Genomic DNA, 18,931 nt, shown 5'->3' on the forward strand with positions numbered 1-18,931 from the left:
AATCATCAACGATTTCAAGAACGCAACAACGGCCTTGCCCCTCTTGAAATGAGGAACAAGGCCGTCGCCTAATCTTTTATTATTTCATTGTCCACTTGACAGGGAGCAGTTCAGATAGATTACTGAGAGGTTTTCATTTACTATAAATTTTTTAAAAAAATAAAACCTTGATTTCTCAAAGTTTCCTAGTCTTTATTTACTCCGCCAACAGGGCTCGAACCTGTGACATCATGATTAACAGTCATGCGCTCTACCGACTGAGCTATGGCGGAAAGAATAGTCCGTACGGGATTCGAACCCGTGTTACCGCCGTGAAAAGGCGGTGTCTTAACCCCTTGACCAACGGACCATTTTTTCAGAACAATAACTAGTATAATACACCGATAATTTTTTGTCAATAGTTTTTTAAAAATTTTTGCACTATTGACAGAGTTAATCGTTTAATGTACAATTAAATAGTTAGGGTTCCATAGCTCAGCTGGATAGAGCATTCGCCTTCTAAGCGAACGGTCGCAGGTTCGAATCCTGCTGGAATCATCTTGGCCTATCGTGAGATAGGTCTTTTTTCTTGCCATAATTGATAGTTGATATAGAGGACTGGTAGGAGAATGCCGATTAAAGCATATTCTTTAAACTGAAATGATAGCTGCGTTGCACTTATAACACCAAGCATAAAACCAATAATCGTAAGTAAAATATTTCTTCCTGTCTTTTTCAGCTCTGCATCCTGTTCAATCATGCCTTTAAACCATAGATAGGCTGCATTCTTTACATTTCCAGTCATCATGACATTGGCATAGGGAGCACCTCTCAACCTTCTAAAGGTTTCTACCTGAATAGAGGCTACAAAAGCCAAACTAGCTATGGTGAAAGAAGCAGGCATAAGAGGAGATAAAAAAATTGTCAAAAGAATGCAAATTAGCATAATCAAGCTACTACCAAAGTGCCAGGACCAAGATTGTTTTTCAAAATACCTTCTAGCTAAGTAAGTGAAAAATTGACCAAATACAAAAAATAGAATTGGAATACAAAAGTTTGCTACCTGAACAAAATCCCCCTTGGCCATATAGTAGGCAAGAGAAATCACATTGCCAGATTGTACACCAGCAAAACGACCACCTTGGGTCACGTAGGTAAAGGCATTGAGATAACCACTAATAAAGGTCAAGCAACAAGCTACCCGCAAGCCTTCAAAAACACGATAATCTTTCTGCTTCATTCTAACTCCTTGTTTCACGTGAAACTATTTATGGTAGGGACTGCCTTGTTGAATCATAAAGGCGCGATAAATTTGCTCGATAAGAACCAATTTCATTAGTTGGTGAGGGAGGGTCAATTGTCCAAAACTCATCAGTAAATTGGCTCTTTTTTTCACTTGTGGATCCAATCCAAGACTTCCACCGATAATAAAAGTAATATCAGAATAGCCACTCACTGTAATGTCAGCTAGTTTCTTGCTAAATTCTTCAGAGGGAAACTGCTTTCCTTCAATGGCCAGAGCGATGACATAATCTCTTTCACCAATTTTAGCCATAATTCGCTCAGCTTCCTTTTTCAATATCTGCTCATTTTCTGCCTGACTAGCCTTATCTGGCGTCTTCTCGTCAGCCAGTTCAATCAGTTCCAACTTTGTAAAACGACCTAAACGTTTACTATATTCAGCAATACCATCTTTAAGGTATTTTTCTTTCAATTTTCCAACGGTTATCAATTTTATTTTCATAAAAATATTGTAACATATCCACAGGTTTCTGCTAGTAGATAATCCGAAAAAATCTCAAAATTTCAAAGCAAATTCACATTATTCACATAGTTATCCACAGGTTGTGGATTGATTTTTGAAAACTTTAAGCTATAATTAAGAAAGCAAGAGTAATCTTAAGGAAAATGTAAGAAAGGAAAAGGATCCTCTATATGAAAAAATATTTGAAATTCGCTATTCTATTTGTAGTTGGTTTTGTGGGCGGATTAGCTGGTGCATTGACAGCCCCCCTATTTCAACCTCAAGTCCAGCAAGCTAGCTCAGCTATTACTAGCGTCAGCAATGTCCAATATGATAATGAAACATCGACAACCAAAGCTGTCGAAAAAGTACAGAACGCTGTGGTTTCCGTGATTAATTATCAAACTGCAGCAAGTAATAGCCTGAGCGCTATTTTTGGAAATATTGCCAGTTCCGACGAATTAGCAGTAGCTGGTGAGGGATCTGGGGTTATCTACAAAAAAGATGGGAATACTGCCTATATTGTAACCAATACTCACGTTATCAATAATGCTGAAAAAATTGATATCCTTCTAGCTTCTGGAGAGAAAGTAGCTGGGGAATTAGTGGGTTCTGACACCTACTCTGACATAGCTGTTATCAAAATCACTGCAGACAAGGTGACAGCAGTAGCTGAATTTGCGGACTCAGACACCATTAAGGTTGGTGAAACAGCTATTGCAATCGGTAGTCCTCTAGGGAGTGTTTACGCAAATACCGTCACACAGGGGATTATCTCCAGCCTCAGTCGTACTGTCACCTCTCAGTCTGAAGATGGTCAAACCATCTCCACTAATGCCATTCAAACGGATACAGCCATTAACCCTGGTAACTCTGGTGGACCACTCATCAATATCCAAGGTCAAGTTGTCGGAATTACTTCTAGTAAAATTACTTCAAGTTCTTTGACTAGTTCTGGAGTTGCAGTTGAAGGTATGGGGTTTGCAATTCCTTCCAACGATGCGGTGGCCATTATCAATCAACTAGAAACAGATGGTAAGGTCAGTCGACCTGCTCTGGGTGTTCACATGGTTAACTTGACAGATTTGTCAACTAGTCAACTTGAAAAAGCAGGACTTTCCAATACTGAATTAACATCTGGTGTTATCGTTGTTTCTACACAAGCAGGCCTACCAGCAGATGGAAAATTTGAAACCTATGATGTTATTACTGAAATTGACGGGGATGTCATCGAAAATAAAAGTGATCTACAGAGTGCGCTTTATAAGCACCAAATTGGAGATAGCATAAGCATCACCTATTATAGAAACAATAAGAAAGAAACTGTTGACATCAAGTTGACACACTCTACCGAACAACTTCAATAATAGTAGTATCTAAACTAGACTTTACATGATTGTAAAGTCTGTTTTTTTTTGCTAAAATGAACATTATGGAAGAACTACGTACTATCAATATTTCAGATATTCAGCCAAATCCTTACCAACCAAGAATACATTTTGACCAAAATAAGCTAGAAGAATTAGCTCAGTCTATAAAAGAAAACGGATTGATCCAACCAATCATTGTAAGAAAGTCGTCCATTATTGGTTATGAACTATTAGCAGGTGAGAGAAGATGGAGAGCTAGTCAATTAGCTGGATTAACAGCAATTCCCGCTATCGTCAAAGAATTGAGTGATGATGATTTGCTCTATCAGGCAATCATTGAAAATTTACAGCGTTCAGATTTAAATCCTATCGAAGAAGCAACATCCTATCAAAAACTACTCAGCAAGGGATTGAAGCATGATGAAATTGCTCAAATCATGGGAAAATCAAGACCGTATATCAGTAACTTACTACGTTTATTAAATCTTTCCAAAGAAACACAGCAAGCAATAAAAGAAGGAAAAATTTCGCAAGGCCACGCGCGTCAGTTAGTTGCATTTTCAGAAGTAAAGCAAGCTACTTGGGTTCAGGAAATCATCGAAAAAGATCTAAGTGTGCGGGCTCTTGAAAAAATTCTATCCAAGAAGAAAAAAATAAAGACACAACCAAAAAATCAATTTCTCAAGGAGCAAGAAGACTTACTGACCAGACTACTGGGAACCTCTACAAAAATTCTTCAGAAAAAAAATGGCAATGGAGAAATTCGAATCAGCTTTAATAGCCTTGAAGAATTTGAGCGAATTATCAACAATTTAAAATAAGCCTGTTTATAGAATATTTTCATAAACACTTTTTTCCACAATTAAAAAGACCGAGAAAGCTAGAATCTACACAGGTTCTAGCTTTTATTCACATCCTGTGGAAAACTTTTATGAACATTGTGAATTTTAAAAAATATCTGTGGAAAACTTTTGCTTTTTATGGTACACTATTCTAGCCAATAGAAAATGAGAGGAGGAAAATATGAATAAAGAACAACAATTCTGGCAACGATTTATTGAACTAGTCCAAGCAAGTTTCAAAGCTTCCATTTATGATTTTTACGTTGCAGATGCAAGATTACTAAACTTAGAACAACAAGTAGCCACCATCTTCTTAAATCGCCCATTTAAAAAAGATTTCTGGGAAACAAACTTTGAGGAGCTAATGATTGCGGCTAGTTTTGAAATTTTCGGTGAACCGCTCACTACTCGCTACCAATTTACAGAAGAAGTGACTGAAGTAGTTTCTACTACTAGAACAACATACAGCCCTTCCACCCCGTCTTCTATAACTGATATAGCAGAGGGAGTACTACAGCCTGTCCATTCTGATATAAAATCCCAATATACCTTTTCAAACTTTGTTCAAGGAGATAACAATCATTGGGCAAAAGCGGCTGCACTAGCTGTTTCTGATAACTTAGGAGAGCTCTATAATCCACTATTTATCTTTGGTGGACCAGGTTTAGGGAAAACTCATATTCTAAATGCAATCGGTAATAAGGTCCTAGCTGACAATCCTCATGCAAAAATCAAGTATGTTTCATCTGAAACTTTTATCAATGAGTTATTGGAACACATGCGATTAAATAAAATGAAACAGTTCAAAGAAATCTATCGTAATCTTGACCTGCTCCTCATTGATGATATCCAATCCATTCAGAAAAAAGAAACCACGCAAGAAGAATTTTTCCATACTTTCAATGCACTCCATCAAAAAAATAAACAAATAGTCCTGACAAGTGATAGAAACCCTGACTATCTAGACAATCTTGAAGAACGATTAGTAACTCGTTTTAAGTGGGGCTTAACGAGTGAAATCACACCTCCTGACTTTGAAACACGTATTGCTATTTTACGCAATAAATGCGAGGCCTTCCCTTATGATTTCAATAATGATACCCTGTCCTACTTAGCAGGTCAATTTGATTCTAACGTCCGTGATCTTGAGGGAGCATTGAAAGACATTAACCTACTTGCTACTATGCGAAATCTGTCTGAGATAACAGTAGAAGTAGCTGCTGAAGCCATTCGCTCTAGGAAGCAAACAAACCCTCAAAACATGGTCATTCCGATTGAAAAAATCCAAACAGAAGTTGGAAATTTCTATGGAGTTAGCCTCAAAGAAATAAAGGGCTCAAAACGTGTCCAACACATTGTTCACGCGCGCCAGGTTGCTATGTTCTTAGCCCGCGAAATGACAGACAACTCTTTGCCAAAAATTGGTAGAGAATTTGGTAATCGTGACCATACAACAGTCATGCACGCCTATAACAAGATTAAAAGTTTGCTAATGGATGATGATAATTTGGAAATAGAAATAACCAGTATAAAAAATAAAATTCGATGACCTGTGTATAAGTTTTAAAAAATCCATCTACTTTTCCACAAGTTGTGAACAAGCTATTTTTCTTGAAAGTTATGGCTTTGACCTACTTTTCCACAGAATACACAGGGCCTACTACTACTACTAACCTTATAAATAATAAATAAAGGAGTTTCCATGATTCAATTTTCAATTAACAAAAATGTATTTCTCCAAGCACTAAACACAACCAAACGAGCAATCAGTACAAAAAATGCTATTCCAATTCTTTCAACTGTTAAAATCACGGTTACTAGTGATGGAATTACTTTAACAGGTTCTAATGGACAGATTTCTATCGAACATTTTATTTCTATCCAGGATGAAAATGCAGGTCTGTTGATAAGCTCTCCTGGTGCTATTCTTTTAGAAGCAGGCTTCTTTATCAATATTGTATCTAGCCTACCTGATGTCGTAGTTGATTTTAATGAAATTGAGCAAAAGCAAGTTGTACTAACAAGTGGTAAGTCTGAAATTACTTTGAAAGGTAAAGATGCGGAACAGTATCCTCGTCTGCAAGAAGTGCCAACTTCAAAACCTTTGGTCCTAGAAACAAAAGTACTCAAGCAAACGATCAACGAAACAGCTTTTGCAGCTTCCTTGCAAGAAAGTCGCCCAATCCTAACAGGTGTTCACTTTGTTTTGACAGATAATAAAAATCTAAAAACAGTTGCGACAGATTCACACCGCATGAGCCAACGTAAATTGGTTCTTGAAAAAGCAGGTGATGATTTTAACGTGGTAATTCCAAGCCGTTCTCTTCGCGAATTTACAGTTGTTTTCACAGATGATATCGAAACTGTAGAAGTATTCTTCTCCAACAATCAAATTCTTTTCAGAAGCGAGCATATTAGCTTCTATACACGTTTGCTTGAAGGAACCTATCCAGATACAGACCGCCTGATTCCAACAGAGTTTAAAACAGTTGCTATATTTGACACAGCCAATCTCCGTCATTCTATGGAACGTGCACGCCTACTTTCAAATGCAACTCAGAATGGCACAGTAAAACTTGAAATTGCGAACAATGTCGTCACAGCTCATGTCAACTCTCCAGAAGTTGGACGTGTAAACGAAGAATTGGACACACTAGAAGTGACTGGAGAAGATTTGGTGATTAGTTTTAACCCAACTTACTTGATTGAAGCCTTGAAGGCTACCAATAGTGAGCAGGTCAAAATCAGCTTTATCTCCTCTGTTAGACCATTTACACTGGTTCCAAATAACGAAGAGGAAGATCTTATCCAACTGGTAACTCCAGTTCGTACCAATTAATTGATTGAAAACGGCTAGCCTAGCCGTTTTTATGTTATACTGAAAGAAATAGGACTAAAGGAGTATTTATGTACCAATTAGGATCATTTGTTGAAATGAAAAAGCCTCATGCCTGTGTCATCAAATCGACCGGCAAGAAGGCCAATAAATGGGAAGTCATCCGTCTAGGAGCGGATATCAAAATCCGTTGTACCAACTGTGACCATGTAGTCATGATGAGCCGGCATGATTTTGAACGAAAAATGAAACAAGTGCTACCAAGCGAAGCCTAGTTGACAGTTTGCAACTGCTGGTTGCGAATATTTCCTAAAAAGTGCTAGTCAACTATTCCTTTCTAAGCTATAATAGACTTAGAAAAAAGAGGAGGACATGACCATGAATCAGTTGGCACAGCAAATTAAAAAGTTACGTACTGGTCAAAATTTGTCTCAAGATGACTTAGCAGAGAAACTCTATATTTCCCGTCAGGCTGTTTCTAAATGGGAAAATGGTGAAGCAACGCCTGATATCGACAAACTGGTCCAGCTGGCAGAAATCTTTGGTGTCAGTCTGGATTATCTGGTTTTAGGAAAAGAGCCTGAGAAGGAAATTGTGGTGGAACAGCGAGGAAAAATGAATGTTTGGGAATACTTGAACGAAGAATCCAAACGACCTCTTACAAGAGGAGATATTATCTCTCTCATTTTTGTTGCAGTTGTTGTTTTAGGTTCATTTTTCATTATGCATTATTTTTAACGAAGCTTGCCAATCGGCAAGCTTTTTCTCTATTTTTCTGCTATAATAGTCATGATTGAATTTTTAATTGGAGAGTAAAAAAACATGGCTTTAACAGCAGGAATCGTCGGTTTGCCAAACGTTGGTAAATCAACCCTATTTAATGCGATTACAAAGGCAGGAGCAGAGGCTGCTAACTACCCTTTCGCGACCATTGATCCAAATGTCGGTATGGTGGAAGTGCCAGATGAGCGTTTGCAGAAGTTGACAGAACTCATCACTCCTAAAAAGACAGTTCCAACCACTTTTGAATTTACCGATATTGCCGGTATCGTAAAAGGTGCCTCTAAAGGTGAGGGACTTGGAAATAAATTTTTGGCAAATATCCGTGAGGTTGATGCCATTGTCCACGTGGTGCGTGCCTTTGATGATGAAAATGTCATGCGTGAACAAGGCCGTGAAGACGCCTTCGTGGATCCAATCGCTGATATTGATACCATTAACCTAGAATTGATTTTGGCGGACCTAGAGAGCATCAACAAGCGTTATGCGCGTGTAGAAAAAATGGCTCGTACGCAAAAAGACAAGGATTCTGTGGCAGAATTTGCAGTTCTTGAAAAAATCAAGCCTGTCTTGGAAGCTGGAAAATCTGCCCGTACAGTTGACTTCACAGATGAAGAACAAAAAATCGTCAAGCAACTCTTCCTCTTGACCACTAAACCAGTCCTCTATGTTGCCAACGTCGATGAAGACAAGGTAGCAGATCCTGAGTCTATCAGCTATGTTCAGCAAATCCGTGACTTTGCGGCAACAGAAAATGCAGAAGTTGTAGTCATTTCTGCGCGTGCAGAAGAGGAAATCTCAGAGTTGGACGATGAAGACAAGGTTGAATTTTTAGAAGCCCTTGGTTTGACAGAATCTGGCGTGGACAAATTAACCCGTGCAGCCTACCACTTGCTTGGACTTGGCACCTACTTTACCGCAGGGGAGAAGGAAGTTCGTGCTTGGACCTTCAAGCGTGGCATGAAAGCTCCTCAGTGTGCTGGTATTATCCACTCAGATTTCGAAAAAGGCTTTATCCGTGCCGTTACCATGTCTTATGATGATTTGATGACCTACGGCTCTGAGAAGGCTGTTAAGGAAGCAGGACGCCTCCGTGAAGAAGGAAAAGAGTATGTGGTTCAGGATGGGGACATCATGGAGTTCCGCTTTAACGTCTAATAGACAATCAGGTTGGAAAGTATTTTCCAGCCTTTTGGTATTAAGGAGAAAAAATGACACGATTGATCATCGGTCTGGGAAATCCCGGAGACCGCTATTTTGAAACTAAGCACAATGTCGGCTTTATGCTGCTGGATAAGATTGCCAAGCGTGAAAATGTGACCTTTAACCACGATAAGATTTTTCAAGCGGACATTGCTACTACCTTTATTGACGGTGAGAAAATTTTCCTAGTCAAGCCAACTACCTTTATGAACGAATCAGGTAAGGCTGTTCATGCTCTGATGACCTACTATGGTCTAGATGAAACTGATATTCTGGTGGCTTATGATGATTTGGACATGGCTGTTGGGAAAATCCGTTTCCGTCAAAAAGGCTCTGCAGGTGGCCATAATGGAATCAAATCCATTGTCAAGCATATTGGAACGCAGGAATTTGACCGTATAAAAATCGGTATCGGCCGTCCCAAAGGAAAAATGAGCGTTGTCAACCACGTCCTATCAGGTTTTGATACAGAAGACCGTATCGAGATTGACTTGGCCTTAGATAAACTTGACAAGGCTGTCAACTTATATTTAGAAGAAGATGACTTTGATACCATTATGAGAAAGTTTAACGGATAATGAATATACTCGATTTACTTCATAAGAACAAGCAAATCAATCAATGGCAGTCAGGATTGAATAAATCAACTCGTCAGTTACTTTTAGGATTATCCGGAACTAGTAAGTCATTGGTAATGGCGACAGCCTATGATAGTCTGGCTGAGAAAATAGTGATTGTGACTGCTACTCAAAATGAAGCAGAGAAGTTAGTTGCAGATTTAACAGCCATTATTGGAAATGAGCACGTTTACAACTTCTTTACAGATGATAGTCCAATTGCGGAATTTATCTTTGCATCAAAAGAACGAACTCAGTCAAGAATTGATAGTTTGAATTTTTTGACCAATCCAACTCAATCAGGAATTCTGGTAGCTAGTGTGGCTGCCTGTCGGATATTGTTACCAAATCCAGAGGTTTTTAAAGCTTCTAACATCCGACTGGAAGTTGGTAAAGAAATAGAAGTTGACAATCTTGTAAAGAAACTTGTCAATATCGGATATAAAAAGGTAGCTCGTGTCTTAACTCAGGGAGAATTTAGCCAACGTGGTGATATTCTAGATATTTTTGACATGCAAGCAGAAACTCCTTACCGAATAGAATTTTTTGGAGATGAGATTGATGGTATTCGTATCTTTGATGTTGACAGTCAAAAATCCTTAGAAAATCTTGAAAGTATATCCATCTCTCCAGCTTCCGACATCATTTTGTCTTCGGAAGACTATAGCAGAGCTATCCAATACATTCAGACAGCTATTGACCAATCTACCCTAGAGGAGCAAGAATCTTACTTACGAGAAGTTTTAGCGGACATGCAGACGGAGTACCGGCATCCAGATTTGCGTAAATTCTTGTCCTGTTTGTATGAACAAACCTGGACCTTGTTGGATTATTTGCCAAAGGGTTCTCCCTTATTTTTGGATGATTTCCATAAAATCGCTGATAAGCAGGCTCAATTTGAAAAAGAAATTGCAGACTTGTTGACAGATGATTTACAGAAGGGGAAATCAGTGTCAAGTTTGAATTATTTTGCCTCAACTTATGCTGAATTGAGAAAATACAAACCAGCCACCTTCTTTTCAAGTTTTCAAAAGGGGTTAGGAAATGTAAAATTCGACGCTCTTTACCAATTTACCCAGCATCCTATGCAGGAATTTTTCCATCAAATTCCTCTATTGAAAGAAGAACTAGCTCGGTATAGAAAATCAAAACATACAGTCATTATTCAAGCAAGTTCTGAAGCAAGTTTACAAACTTTACAGAAATCTTTACAAGAGTATGACATCCAACTTCCTACCTATACTTCAGATAAATTAGTAGAAGGTCAGCAACAAGTGACCATTGGTCAGTTAGCTTCTGGCTTTCATTTGATGGATGAGAAGTTAGTACTTATCACTGAAAAAGAGATTTTTAATAAAAAGATCAAACTCAAGGTCCGTCGAACAAATATTTCCAACGCTGAGAGAATTAAGGATTATAGTGAACTAGCTGTCGGTGACTACGTTGTTCACCATGTCCATGGGATTGGACAATATTTAGGGATAGAAACCATTGAAATCTCAGGTATCCACCGTGACTATGTAACGGTTCAATATCAAAATGCTGACCGCATCTCCATTCCAGTAGAGCAAATAGATCTACTTTCTAAATATCTAGCATCCGATGGAAAAGCTCCAAAAGTCAATAAACTAAACGATGGCCGTTTCCAACGAACCAAACAAAAGGTTCAAAAGCAGGTGGAGGACATTGCGGATGATTTGATTAAGCTTTACGCTGAGCGTAGCCAGCTGAAAGGTTTTGCTTTTTCGCCAGACGATGATAATCAGGTGGAATTTGACAACTACTTTACACACGTGGAAACAGATGATCAACTCCGTTCTATTGATGAAATCAAGAAGGATATGGAAAAAGATTCTCCAATGGATCGTCTTTTGGTTGGGGATGTCGGCTTTGGTAAGACAGAGGTAGCCATGCGGGCCGCCTTCAAGGCTGTCAATGATGGCAAACAGGTAGCTATCCTTGTTCCAACCACAGTTTTAGCCCAACAACACTATGCTAATTTCCAGGAACGATTTGCTGAATTTCCTGTCAATGTCGATGTCTTGAGTCGTTTTAAAACAAAAGCAGAGCAAGAAAAAACGCTAGAAAAGCTAAAAAAAGGTCAAGTTGACATCATCATTGGTACTCATAGGCTATTATCTAAAGATGTTGTGTTTGCTGATTTAGGTTTACTGGTCATTGACGAAGAGCAACGCTTTGGTGTCAAGCACAAGGAACGCTTGAAGGAACTCAAGAAAAAAATCGATGTCCTGACCTTGACAGCAACTCCAATTCCTCGAACATTGCAAATGTCCATGTTGGGAATTCGCGATTTATCAGTCATAGAAACACCGCCGACCAATCGTTATCCTGTTCAAACCTATGTCATGGAAATAAATCCTTCCGTTATTCGAGATGCTATTCTCCGTGAAGTTGATAGAGGTGGACAGGTTTACTATCTTTACAATAAGGTTGACACTATAGAACAAAAAGTTTCAGAATTGAAAGAATTGGTCCCAGAAGCAAGCATCGGTTATGTTCATGGACAAATGTCGGAAATTCAACTTGAAAACACTCTGTATGCTTTTGTTGAAGGGGAATACGATATCTTAGTGACAACAACGATTATTGAAACTGGTGTTGATATTCCAAATGCAAACACCCTTTTTATAGAAAATGCAGACTATATGGGATTGTCAACTTTGTATCAACTTCGTGGGCGTGTCGGGCGTTCTAGTCGGATTGCCTACGCCTATCTCATGTACCGTCCAGACAAGTCCTTGACAGAAGTAGCGGAAAAACGATTGGAAGCTATTAAAGGCTTTACTGAATTAGGCTCTGGTTTCAAAATCGCTATGCAGGATTTGTCGATTAGGGGTGCTGGAAATATTTTAGGTGCTGCCCAGTCAGGCTTTATAGATTCTGTAGGATATGAATTGTACTCTCAATTGTTAGAGCAAGCAATTTTAGAGAAACAAGGGAAGACTGCCCAACGTCATAAAAGTAATTCTGAGGTTCATTTACAGATTGATGCCTACCTACCAAGTGACTATATTACTGATCAACGGCAAAAAATTGAAATTTACAAGCGTATCAAGAATATTGACAGTCGTGTAAACTATCAAGATTTACAGGAAGAGTTAATGGACCGTTTTGGAGAATATCCAGACGTAGTTGCTTACTTGCTGGAAATTGGTTTGCTTAAGTCCTATCTTGACCAAGTTTTCTGTCACTCAGTTATGAAACGACAACACCAAGTAACTGTTACATTTGAACCAATGGCAGGTCAACTATTCTTAACGCAAGATTACTTTGAAGCCTTATCCGCTACCAAATTGAAGGCTCAAATAACGGAAAATAAAGGCAAACTGGCAGTTATTTTTAATGTTCAGCAGAAAAAAGACTATGAGATTTTAGAAGAATTGCTTGCTTTTGCTGAAAAACTACAAGAAATCAAGACTAGAAAAACATTATAAATTTTTCAATTAAATGAAAAAATGGTAAAATATGTAGTTGAGGTAAAGGTATGAGATTAGATAAATATTTAAAAGTATCTCGCATTATCAAGCGCAGAACGGTTGCAAAAGAAGTTGCAGACAAGGGACGGATTAAAGTCAACGGTATTCTTGCCAAGTCATCAACAGATTTAAAAGTTGAAGATCAGGTTGAAATCCAATTCGGCAATAAGTTGCTAACTGTGAAGGTCCTTGAAATGAAAGATTCTACAAAAAAAGAAGATGCACTGAAGATGTATGAAATCATCAGTGAAAAAAGGATAGACGCGGATGAGAAAATCTAAAATCCTGCAATTGAATAATGCCTTTATTCAATCAGAACGCACAAAATCTCAACATAAACTGGCAGAGCGACAAGAGAAAAATCGTTTTATGGCTGCTATTTTGATTCTGGTTATTTTTCTGTTTATGTTGCCAGCCTATAATCTTGTGGTGACCTATACAGATATTCAGAAGCAGGAAAAAAAGCTTGCTGAATTGGAAAAGAACTATGCTGAGTTGACAAAAGAACAAAAACAAGTAGCTGAAATGGTCACCAAATTAAAGAATGAGGACTATGCTGCCAAGTATGTTCGGGCTAAGTATCAATACTCTAAAGAAGGGGAATTTGTCTATAATATTCCGGGGTTACCAAAATGACAGATTCTATTTTTAAAGTCGTGGAACAATTTTTACAACATTCTGAAGAGAAGTTGGAAGAGTTATCCCAAAAAAATCAGGAATTAAAATTAGACGAAAAGGATTTATAGAAAGGAGGGAGTATGCAAAAGAAACTGCTCGTATGGTTATTGCCAGTTTTATTTGGATGGCAGGTGGTTGATAGTACAGAAATACCGTTTAAACTCACAGCACAAGAAGAATATGAATTGACACGGACTGTATATGATCAGTATTTTCAGACTATCCCTCAAAATCCAAATGTATTTCAAACAGAAACACTTTATTCTGATTTAGAACTGACAGATGTAGCTGGTCAATTGCAGCCAAATCAAGCTTTTTCGATTACAGATGTAGCTGTGAACTCCAAAAAAGAGTTGGTTTTTCAGGTTGATAATACCTCCTATATTCTGGCAGATACCAGCAAACTATTTGCTGATGTCGTTTTAGCAGAAAAACTTGTTGAACAGACCTATTGGACCAATAAAAATGTTGTAGTCCTATCTTCTCCTATAGCAAATCAAGCTAAGGAAGTAAAAACAGATTTGAAGTCCTATCAAGCTGTTAATGTTACTAAAATTGCTACAACTCCTCTGGGTGATTTTGCTTATATCGCAGATAAGGGATGGATAGCTATAGACGATTTAGCTACAGTTGACAATAGAATGGAAGCTGTTCAAGACTTGCTCACACAGAAATATTCCAAAAACAACATAGGAATATATGTTAAGCAACTTTCAACTGGTCAGTCAGCAGGTCTTAATCAAGATAAGGTATTTTATTCTGCTAGTATTGCTAAACTACCTATTCTTTACTATGTTCAGGAGCAAATCAATGCAGGACAGGTTGATTTGACGACTAAAGTGAAGTACACGGCAGATTCTATGTCCTTTCCAGGTGCCTATGTTGTTGGTGGTAGTGGCTCTTTATCTAAAACACCAGACAATAAAGAATACTCGGTAGAAGAATTGATCAACAAGACTGCTAAAGAGTCAGATAATGTAGCCAGCAATTTACTTTCTTACTATGTGACACATCAGTTTAATGACGACTTCTACCAGAATATTACTGCTATTACAGGTAGTAAGTGGGATATGGTTACACGTGAAACCACAGCAGAAGTTGCTGGAAAAATGATGGAAGCCTTGTATGAACAAGAAGGCTATGTTTTAGAAAGTCTTATATCAACGCAGTTTGATAACCAACGTATTTCAAAAGACATTGCTGTTCCGGTTGCTCACAAAATTGGTGATGCGGATGATGTCAAGCACGATGTAGCCATTGTTTATGCAGAATCTCCTTTTGTCCTATCTATTTTCACGGATAAATCAAGCTATGATGAGATTACACAAATTGCAAATGATGTTTACGGGATTTTAAAGTAAATGAAAAATAAATTTTTAAAAGTGACACTGGATGGTCACTTTTTTGATAAACATAAGAAAGTACTAGTAGCCGTGTCAGGTGGATTGGATTCCCTGAATTTATTTCACCTCTTATACGAATTTCGGAAAGAGCTAGGGATTGAACTTGGTATAGCCCATATAAATCATGGACAACGGGAGGAAGCCGCTCTTGAGGAAAGTTACCTCAGGCAGTTAGCAGAGGATTATAATGTTCCTTTCTACCTATCACATTTTGAAGGAAGATTTTCAGAAGAAGCAGCTAGAAAATGGCGTTATGCGTTTTTTGCGGACATCATGGGGCAAGAAGGCTATACAGCTCTCGTCACAGCCCACCATGCTGATGACCAAGCAGAAACTGTTTTAATGCGATTGATTAGGGGAAGTCGCTTGCGTCATCTGTCTGCCATTCAGCCTATCCAGCCTTTTGCAAATGGAGAACTCATTCGTCCGCTTCTGTCTTTTAAAAAGTCCGATTTTGACAATATATTTCATTTTGAAGATGCTAGCAATCAAAGTTTAAACTATTTCAGAAATAGGGTAAGGAATACCTATTTACCACAATTCAAACAGGAAAATCCTAAAGTTGAGCTTGTTCTCAATAATCTGGCAGGTGATACCAGTACTCTATTACAGGCGTTACGAGATTTAACAAAAGATTTGTCTGTTACAGATTTGACAAGTTTTCGGCAGCAGACACAGGCAGTCCAGAGGTATTTACTAGAGGAATATTTAGAAGTCTTTCCTGATTTACAATTATCCCGTTCCCAGTTTGACGAGGTTCTTCATATTTTGCAATCAAAAGCGAATTATAAACATCTGTTAAAAAATAATTATGTTTTAGAAAAAGATTATCATCGTTTCACAATTGATAAAATAGGACCTCAGACGGATGAGCAACTAGAACCAATCATGATAGAATCAGAAGGTATTTTTTCTTATGGTTCGTATATTTTCTCACTCAATCACCCAATGGAAGACGCAGAGCAGGTTTTGCATTTTCCAAGTCATTTACCCATTCTAGTACGAGGAAGACAGGCGGGAGATACTATCCGAATAAACGGCGTCACTAAAAAACTCCGTCGCTGGTTTATTGATAATAAAATACCGCAGAAAGTTCGACAAGAGGCTGTTGTGATTGAACAGGCTGGTAAAATTTATGGAATTGTCAATCTTGCTAGCAGTGATTTGAGTAAATCAATAAAAAATGATATAATCAAAGCTACCTTATATATTAAAATGAAAGAGTAGAACAACTATGTTGGACAAAGATATTAAGAAAATTCTTGTTTCAGAAGAAGAAATTATTGCAAAGTGCAAAGAACTTGGTCAAATTCTAGCAAAAGACTATGCGGACAAGAACCCTATTCTTGTTGGAATTTTGAAAGGTTCTATTCCATTCATGGCAGAATTGATGAAGCATATTGATACGCATATCGAAACGGACTATATGGTTGTTTCAAGTTATCATGGTGGTACAGAAAGTAGCGGAACAGTTAAAATCATTAAAGATTTGGATAACAGTGTTGCTGGTCGCCACATTATCTTTGTTGAAGATATTATTGATACTGGTCGTACATTAAAAGAACTAAAAGAGCTGTTTGCTCTCCGTCAAGCTGAATCTATCAAAATTGCTACCCTCCTTGATAAACCAGAAGGTCGAGTGGTTGAGATTGAGCCAGACTATACTTGTTTCACTATTCCAAATGAATTTGTAGTTGGATTTGGATTAGACTACGATGAAAACTACCGTAACCTTCCTTATGTTGGTGTACTAAAAGAGGAAGTTTATACAAAATAGAAAAAGGTTTCCTACTATATTATGAACAATCAACCAAATAAAGGATTTATTAAAAATCCTTTTCTCATTATTCTAGTTATTGCGACCATTCTAACGGCATTCCAGTTCTTTAATGCCGGTCAGCAGGTTGCTACTCAAGAAATTAGCTATTCACAAGTTATTACTGAACTTAAAAATAATAATGTATCAGAACTGACCTATCAACCAGATTCAAGCGTTATTGAAATTACTGGTAAATATAAGACAGAGCAGACAGCTAAGGATGAATTAGCTTCTTCTATTAAGTTATTCCAAGTTTCTAATACTGTTACTTATAAAAACTTCAAATCGCTTATTCTTCCATCTGAAACAAACTTATCAGAATTACAAACCCTAGCAAATGAAAATGGTGTTAAGGTAACGATTAAACCTGAAAGTTCCAATGGGCTATGGTTAAATATTATCTTTAATTTGTTACCACTTGTTATCGTTGGTGTATTCTTCATGATGATGATGAACCAAGGCGGTGGTGGAGCTCGAGGTGCCATGAACTTTGGACGAAACAAAGCAAAAGCTCTTGAGCAAAGCAATATCAAAGTTCGTTTCTCAGATGTCGCAGGTGCAGAAGAAGAAAAACAAGAACTGGTAGAAGTGGTAGAGTTTTTGAAAGATCCAAAACGCTTTACCAAGCTTGGTGCCCGTATTCCGGCAGGTGTCTTATTAGAGGGACCTCCAGGAACAGGTAAAACCTTGCTTGCCAAGGCTGTAGCAGGCGAAGCAGGTGTGCCATTCTTCTCTATCTCTGGTTCAGATTTCGTAGAAATGTTTGTCGGTGTCGGTGCCAGCCGTGTTCGTTCACTTTTTGAAGATGCAAAAAAAGCAGCACCAGCTATTATTTTCATCGATGAAATTGATGCTGTCGGTCGCCAACGTGGTGTCGGAATGGGTGGCGGTAACGATGAACGTGAACAAACCCTTAACCAACTCTTGATTGAAATGGATGGTTTTGAAGGCAATGAAGGTATTATCGTCATTGCTGCAACCAACCGTAGTGATGTTCTCGATCCAGCCCTTCTTCGTCCAGGACGTTTTGACCGTAAAGTATTGGTTGGTCGCCCAGATGTCAAGGGTCGCGAAGCAATCCTTAAAGTTCATGCTAAAAACAAACCTCTGGCTCCGGATGTTGATTTGAAATTAGTCGCTCAACAAACACCAGGATTTGTTGGTGCTGATTTGGAAAATGTTCTTAACGAAGCAGCTCTGGTTGCGGCACGCCGAAATAAGACTGTAATTGATGCGTCAGATATTGATGAAGCAGAAGACCGTGTTATTGCTGGTCCGTCCAAGAAAGACCGTCAAGTTTCAGCTAAGGAGCGTGAAATTGTTGCCTATCACGAAGCTGGTCATACGATTGTTGGACTTGTTTTGTCAAATGCTCGCGAAGTTCATAAAGTTACTATTGTACCTCGCGGTCGTGCAGGTGGCTACATGATTGCTCTTCCTAAAGAAGATCAAATGCTACTTTCAAAAGAAGATATGAAGGAGCAATTGGCTGGACTTATGGGTGGTCGTGTAGCAGAAGAAATTATCTTTAATACTCAAACCACTGGTGCCTCAAACGACTTTGAACAAGCAACACAGATGGCGCGTGCTATGGTTGCTGAATATGGTATGAGTGAAAAAATGGGACCAATGCAGTATGAAGGTAGTCATGCTATGTTTGGTGGCCAGACAACTCACAAACACATATCAGAACAAACTGCCTATGAATTAGACAATGAAGTCCGTGATTTACTAAATGAAGCTCGCAATAAGGCGGCTGAAATTATTCAGTCTAATCGTGAAACACATAAACTAATCGCAGAAGCATTACTTAAATATGAAACTCTCGACAGTGTTCAAATCAAATCTCTCTATGAAACAGGCAAAATGCCAGAGAATATTGAAAATAACGACGAAGATGTTCATCCTCTTTCTTATGAAGAAGTCAAAGAGAAGATAGATACAAAATAATAAATCTACAGCTGATAATCTTTTTAGGTTATCAGTTTTCATTATTTCATAAAAAAATCTACAAAAAGAGTTGACAACAGGAAATGAAGATGATAGACTTATTGAGTTGTCTTTTAGAGAACCTGTTAACCGTTTGAAAAAAAGTTTCAAAAAGTAGTTGACAAGGTCAAATGAAGATGATAGAATAATTGAGTTGTCAAATCTGAAGCGACA

General features: G+C 38.1%; 18 protein-coding genes and 3 tRNA genes. 17 read left to right on the plus strand and 4 right to left on the minus strand.

Annotated features, from left to right (window positions below):
- Positions 1 to 199: 199 nt before the first annotated feature.
- Together C1G53_RS09685 and C1G53_RS09690 are read right to left on the minus strand one after the other, a co-directional pair.
- A tRNA-Asn gene (locus C1G53_RS09685) sits at positions 200 to 272 on the minus strand.
- 5 nt (positions 273 to 277) lie between these two features.
- Positions 278 to 349: transfer RNA gene (locus tag C1G53_RS09690), tRNA-Glu, on the minus strand.
- A gap of 114 nt (positions 350 to 463) precedes the next feature.
- Between C1G53_RS09690 and C1G53_RS09695 the strand changes: the two genes are divergently transcribed.
- Positions 464 to 537: transfer RNA gene (locus C1G53_RS09695), tRNA-Arg, on the plus strand.
- A gap of 7 nt (positions 538 to 544) precedes the next feature.
- Here C1G53_RS09695 and C1G53_RS09700 read toward each other — a convergent pair.
- Complete coding sequence (locus tag C1G53_RS09700; RefSeq protein WP_105118494.1) at positions 545 to 1,219, minus strand: YoaK family protein; 675 nt, start codon at positions 1,217 to 1,219, stop codon at positions 545 to 547.
- Between the two features lie 24 nt (positions 1,220 to 1,243).
- Positions 1,244 to 1,723 carry a 23S rRNA (pseudouridine(1915)-N(3))-methyltransferase RlmH gene (gene rlmH / locus C1G53_RS09705; RefSeq protein ID WP_105118495.1) on the minus strand — a complete coding sequence of 160 codons (480 nt, stop codon included), beginning with the start codon at positions 1,721 to 1,723 and terminating at the stop codon, positions 1,244 to 1,246.
- Between the two features lie 191 nt (positions 1,724 to 1,914).
- Between rlmH and C1G53_RS09710 the strand changes: the two genes are divergently transcribed.
- From C1G53_RS09710 to ftsH, 16 genes are all read left to right on the plus strand, one after another.
- Complete coding sequence (locus tag C1G53_RS09710; RefSeq protein ID WP_105118496.1) at positions 1,915 to 3,090, plus strand: S1C family serine protease; 1,176 nt, start codon at positions 1,915 to 1,917, stop codon at positions 3,088 to 3,090.
- A gap of 65 nt (positions 3,091 to 3,155) precedes the next feature.
- Complete coding sequence (locus tag C1G53_RS09715; RefSeq protein ID WP_105118497.1) at positions 3,156 to 3,914, plus strand: ParB/RepB/Spo0J family partition protein; 759 nt, start codon at positions 3,156 to 3,158, stop codon at positions 3,912 to 3,914.
- A gap of 202 nt (positions 3,915 to 4,116) precedes the next feature.
- Positions 4,117 to 5,484 carry a chromosomal replication initiator protein DnaA gene (dnaA, locus tag C1G53_RS09720; protein ID WP_105118498.1) on the plus strand — a complete coding sequence of 456 codons (1,368 nt, stop codon included), beginning with the start codon at positions 4,117 to 4,119 and terminating at the stop codon, positions 5,482 to 5,484.
- 153 nt (positions 5,485 to 5,637) lie between these two features.
- A complete protein-coding gene (gene dnaN, locus C1G53_RS09725) occupies positions 5,638 to 6,774 on the plus strand; it encodes a DNA polymerase III subunit beta (protein ID WP_105118499.1) in 1,137 nt (378 codons plus the stop codon).
- Between the two features lie 68 nt (positions 6,775 to 6,842).
- Complete coding sequence (locus C1G53_RS09730; RefSeq protein ID WP_024379529.1) at positions 6,843 to 7,046, plus strand: DUF951 domain-containing protein; 204 nt, start codon at positions 6,843 to 6,845, stop codon at positions 7,044 to 7,046.
- Positions 7,047 to 7,149: 103 nt separating this feature from the next.
- Positions 7,150 to 7,509, plus strand: a complete 360-nt coding sequence (locus tag C1G53_RS09735; protein WP_105118500.1) for a helix-turn-helix domain-containing protein — start codon at positions 7,150 to 7,152, stop codon at positions 7,507 to 7,509.
- Between the two features lie 84 nt (positions 7,510 to 7,593).
- Positions 7,594 to 8,709, plus strand: a complete 1,116-nt coding sequence (gene ychF / locus C1G53_RS09740; RefSeq protein WP_105118501.1) for a redox-regulated ATPase YchF — start codon at positions 7,594 to 7,596, stop codon at positions 8,707 to 8,709.
- A 53-nt stretch (positions 8,710 to 8,762) separates the two neighbouring features.
- Complete coding sequence (gene pth, locus C1G53_RS09745) at positions 8,763 to 9,332, plus strand: aminoacyl-tRNA hydrolase (protein ID WP_105118502.1); 570 nt, start codon at positions 8,763 to 8,765, stop codon at positions 9,330 to 9,332.
- Positions 9,332 to 12,826 (plus strand): transcription-repair coupling factor, encoded by a 3,495-nt coding sequence (mfd, locus tag C1G53_RS09750; protein WP_105118503.1) that lies wholly within the window; start codon positions 9,332 to 9,334, stop codon positions 12,824 to 12,826. The genes pth and mfd overlap by 1 nt, the downstream gene beginning before the upstream one ends.
- A 50-nt stretch (positions 12,827 to 12,876) precedes the next feature.
- On the plus strand, positions 12,877 to 13,149 hold the full coding sequence (locus tag C1G53_RS09755; RefSeq protein ID WP_105118504.1) for an RNA-binding S4 domain-containing protein: 273 nt from the start codon (positions 12,877 to 12,879) through the stop codon (positions 13,147 to 13,149).
- On the plus strand, positions 13,136 to 13,504 hold the full coding sequence (locus C1G53_RS09760; protein WP_105118505.1) for an FtsB family cell division protein: 369 nt from the start codon (positions 13,136 to 13,138) through the stop codon (positions 13,502 to 13,504). The genes C1G53_RS09755 and C1G53_RS09760 overlap by 14 nt, the downstream gene beginning before the upstream one ends.
- On the plus strand, positions 13,501 to 13,614 hold the full coding sequence (locus C1G53_RS13545) for an SP_0009 family protein (RefSeq protein WP_105118506.1): 114 nt from the start codon (positions 13,501 to 13,503) through the stop codon (positions 13,612 to 13,614). The genes C1G53_RS09760 and C1G53_RS13545 overlap by 4 nt, the downstream gene beginning before the upstream one ends.
- 12 nt (positions 13,615 to 13,626) lie before the next feature.
- On the plus strand, positions 13,627 to 14,907 hold the full coding sequence (locus tag C1G53_RS09770) for a serine hydrolase (RefSeq protein WP_105118507.1): 1,281 nt from the start codon (positions 13,627 to 13,629) through the stop codon (positions 14,905 to 14,907).
- Positions 14,908 to 16,176: a tRNA lysidine(34) synthetase TilS gene (tilS, locus tag C1G53_RS09775; RefSeq protein WP_105118508.1), complete on the plus strand. Its 1,269-nt coding sequence runs from the start codon at positions 14,908 to 14,910 to the stop codon at positions 16,174 to 16,176.
- A gap of 7 nt (positions 16,177 to 16,183) precedes the next feature.
- Positions 16,184 to 16,726 carry a hypoxanthine phosphoribosyltransferase gene (hpt, locus tag C1G53_RS09780; protein WP_105118509.1) on the plus strand — a complete coding sequence of 181 codons (543 nt, stop codon included), beginning with the start codon at positions 16,184 to 16,186 and terminating at the stop codon, positions 16,724 to 16,726.
- 21 nt (positions 16,727 to 16,747) lie between these two features.
- Positions 16,748 to 18,718 carry an ATP-dependent zinc metalloprotease FtsH gene (gene ftsH, locus C1G53_RS09785; RefSeq protein WP_105118510.1) on the plus strand — a complete coding sequence of 657 codons (1,971 nt, stop codon included), beginning with the start codon at positions 16,748 to 16,750 and terminating at the stop codon, positions 18,716 to 18,718.
- The last annotated feature ends 213 nt before the right edge of the window (positions 18,719 to 18,931 follow it).

This window comes from Streptococcus suis (assembly GCF_002960445.1).
GTDB classification, from domain to species: Bacteria; Bacillota; Bacilli; order Lactobacillales; family Streptococcaceae; genus Streptococcus; species Streptococcus hyiners.

Coding starts and splice junctions, on each gene's coding strand:
- hpt (WP_105118509.1), top strand. CDS start 16,184: ATGTTGGACAAAGATATTAAGAAAATTCTTGTTTCAGAAGAAGAAATT.
- ftsH (WP_105118510.1), top strand. CDS start 16,748: ATGAACAATCAACCAAATAAAGGATTTATTAAAAATCCTTTTCTCATT.
- ychF (WP_105118501.1), top strand. CDS start 7,594: ATGGCTTTAACAGCAGGAATCGTCGGTTTGCCAAACGTTGGTAAATCA.
- C1G53_RS09770 (WP_105118507.1), top strand. CDS start 13,627: ATGCAAAAGAAACTGCTCGTATGGTTATTGCCAGTTTTATTTGGATGG.
- C1G53_RS13545 (WP_105118506.1), top strand. CDS start 13,501: ATGACAGATTCTATTTTTAAAGTCGTGGAACAATTTTTACAACATTCT.
- C1G53_RS09760 (WP_105118505.1), top strand. CDS start 13,136: ATGAGAAAATCTAAAATCCTGCAATTGAATAATGCCTTTATTCAATCA.
- rlmH (WP_105118495.1), bottom strand. CDS start 1,723: ATGAAAATAAAATTGATAACCGTTGGAAAATTGAAAGAAAAATACCTT.
- mfd (WP_105118503.1), top strand. CDS start 9,332: ATGAATATACTCGATTTACTTCATAAGAACAAGCAAATCAATCAATGG.
- C1G53_RS09755 (WP_105118504.1), top strand. CDS start 12,877: ATGAGATTAGATAAATATTTAAAAGTATCTCGCATTATCAAGCGCAGA.
- C1G53_RS09715 (WP_105118497.1), top strand. CDS start 3,156: ATGGAAGAACTACGTACTATCAATATTTCAGATATTCAGCCAAATCCT.
- C1G53_RS09700 (WP_105118494.1), bottom strand. CDS start 1,219: ATGAAGCAGAAAGATTATCGTGTTTTTGAAGGCTTGCGGGTAGCTTGT.
- C1G53_RS09730 (WP_024379529.1), top strand. CDS start 6,843: ATGTACCAATTAGGATCATTTGTTGAAATGAAAAAGCCTCATGCCTGT.
- C1G53_RS09735 (WP_105118500.1), top strand. CDS start 7,150: ATGAATCAGTTGGCACAGCAAATTAAAAAGTTACGTACTGGTCAAAAT.
- tilS (WP_105118508.1), top strand. CDS start 14,908: ATGAAAAATAAATTTTTAAAAGTGACACTGGATGGTCACTTTTTTGAT.
- dnaA (WP_105118498.1), top strand. CDS start 4,117: ATGAATAAAGAACAACAATTCTGGCAACGATTTATTGAACTAGTCCAA.
- pth (WP_105118502.1), top strand. CDS start 8,763: ATGACACGATTGATCATCGGTCTGGGAAATCCCGGAGACCGCTATTTT.
- dnaN (WP_105118499.1), top strand. CDS start 5,638: ATGATTCAATTTTCAATTAACAAAAATGTATTTCTCCAAGCACTAAAC.
- C1G53_RS09710 (WP_105118496.1), top strand. CDS start 1,915: ATGAAAAAATATTTGAAATTCGCTATTCTATTTGTAGTTGGTTTTGTG.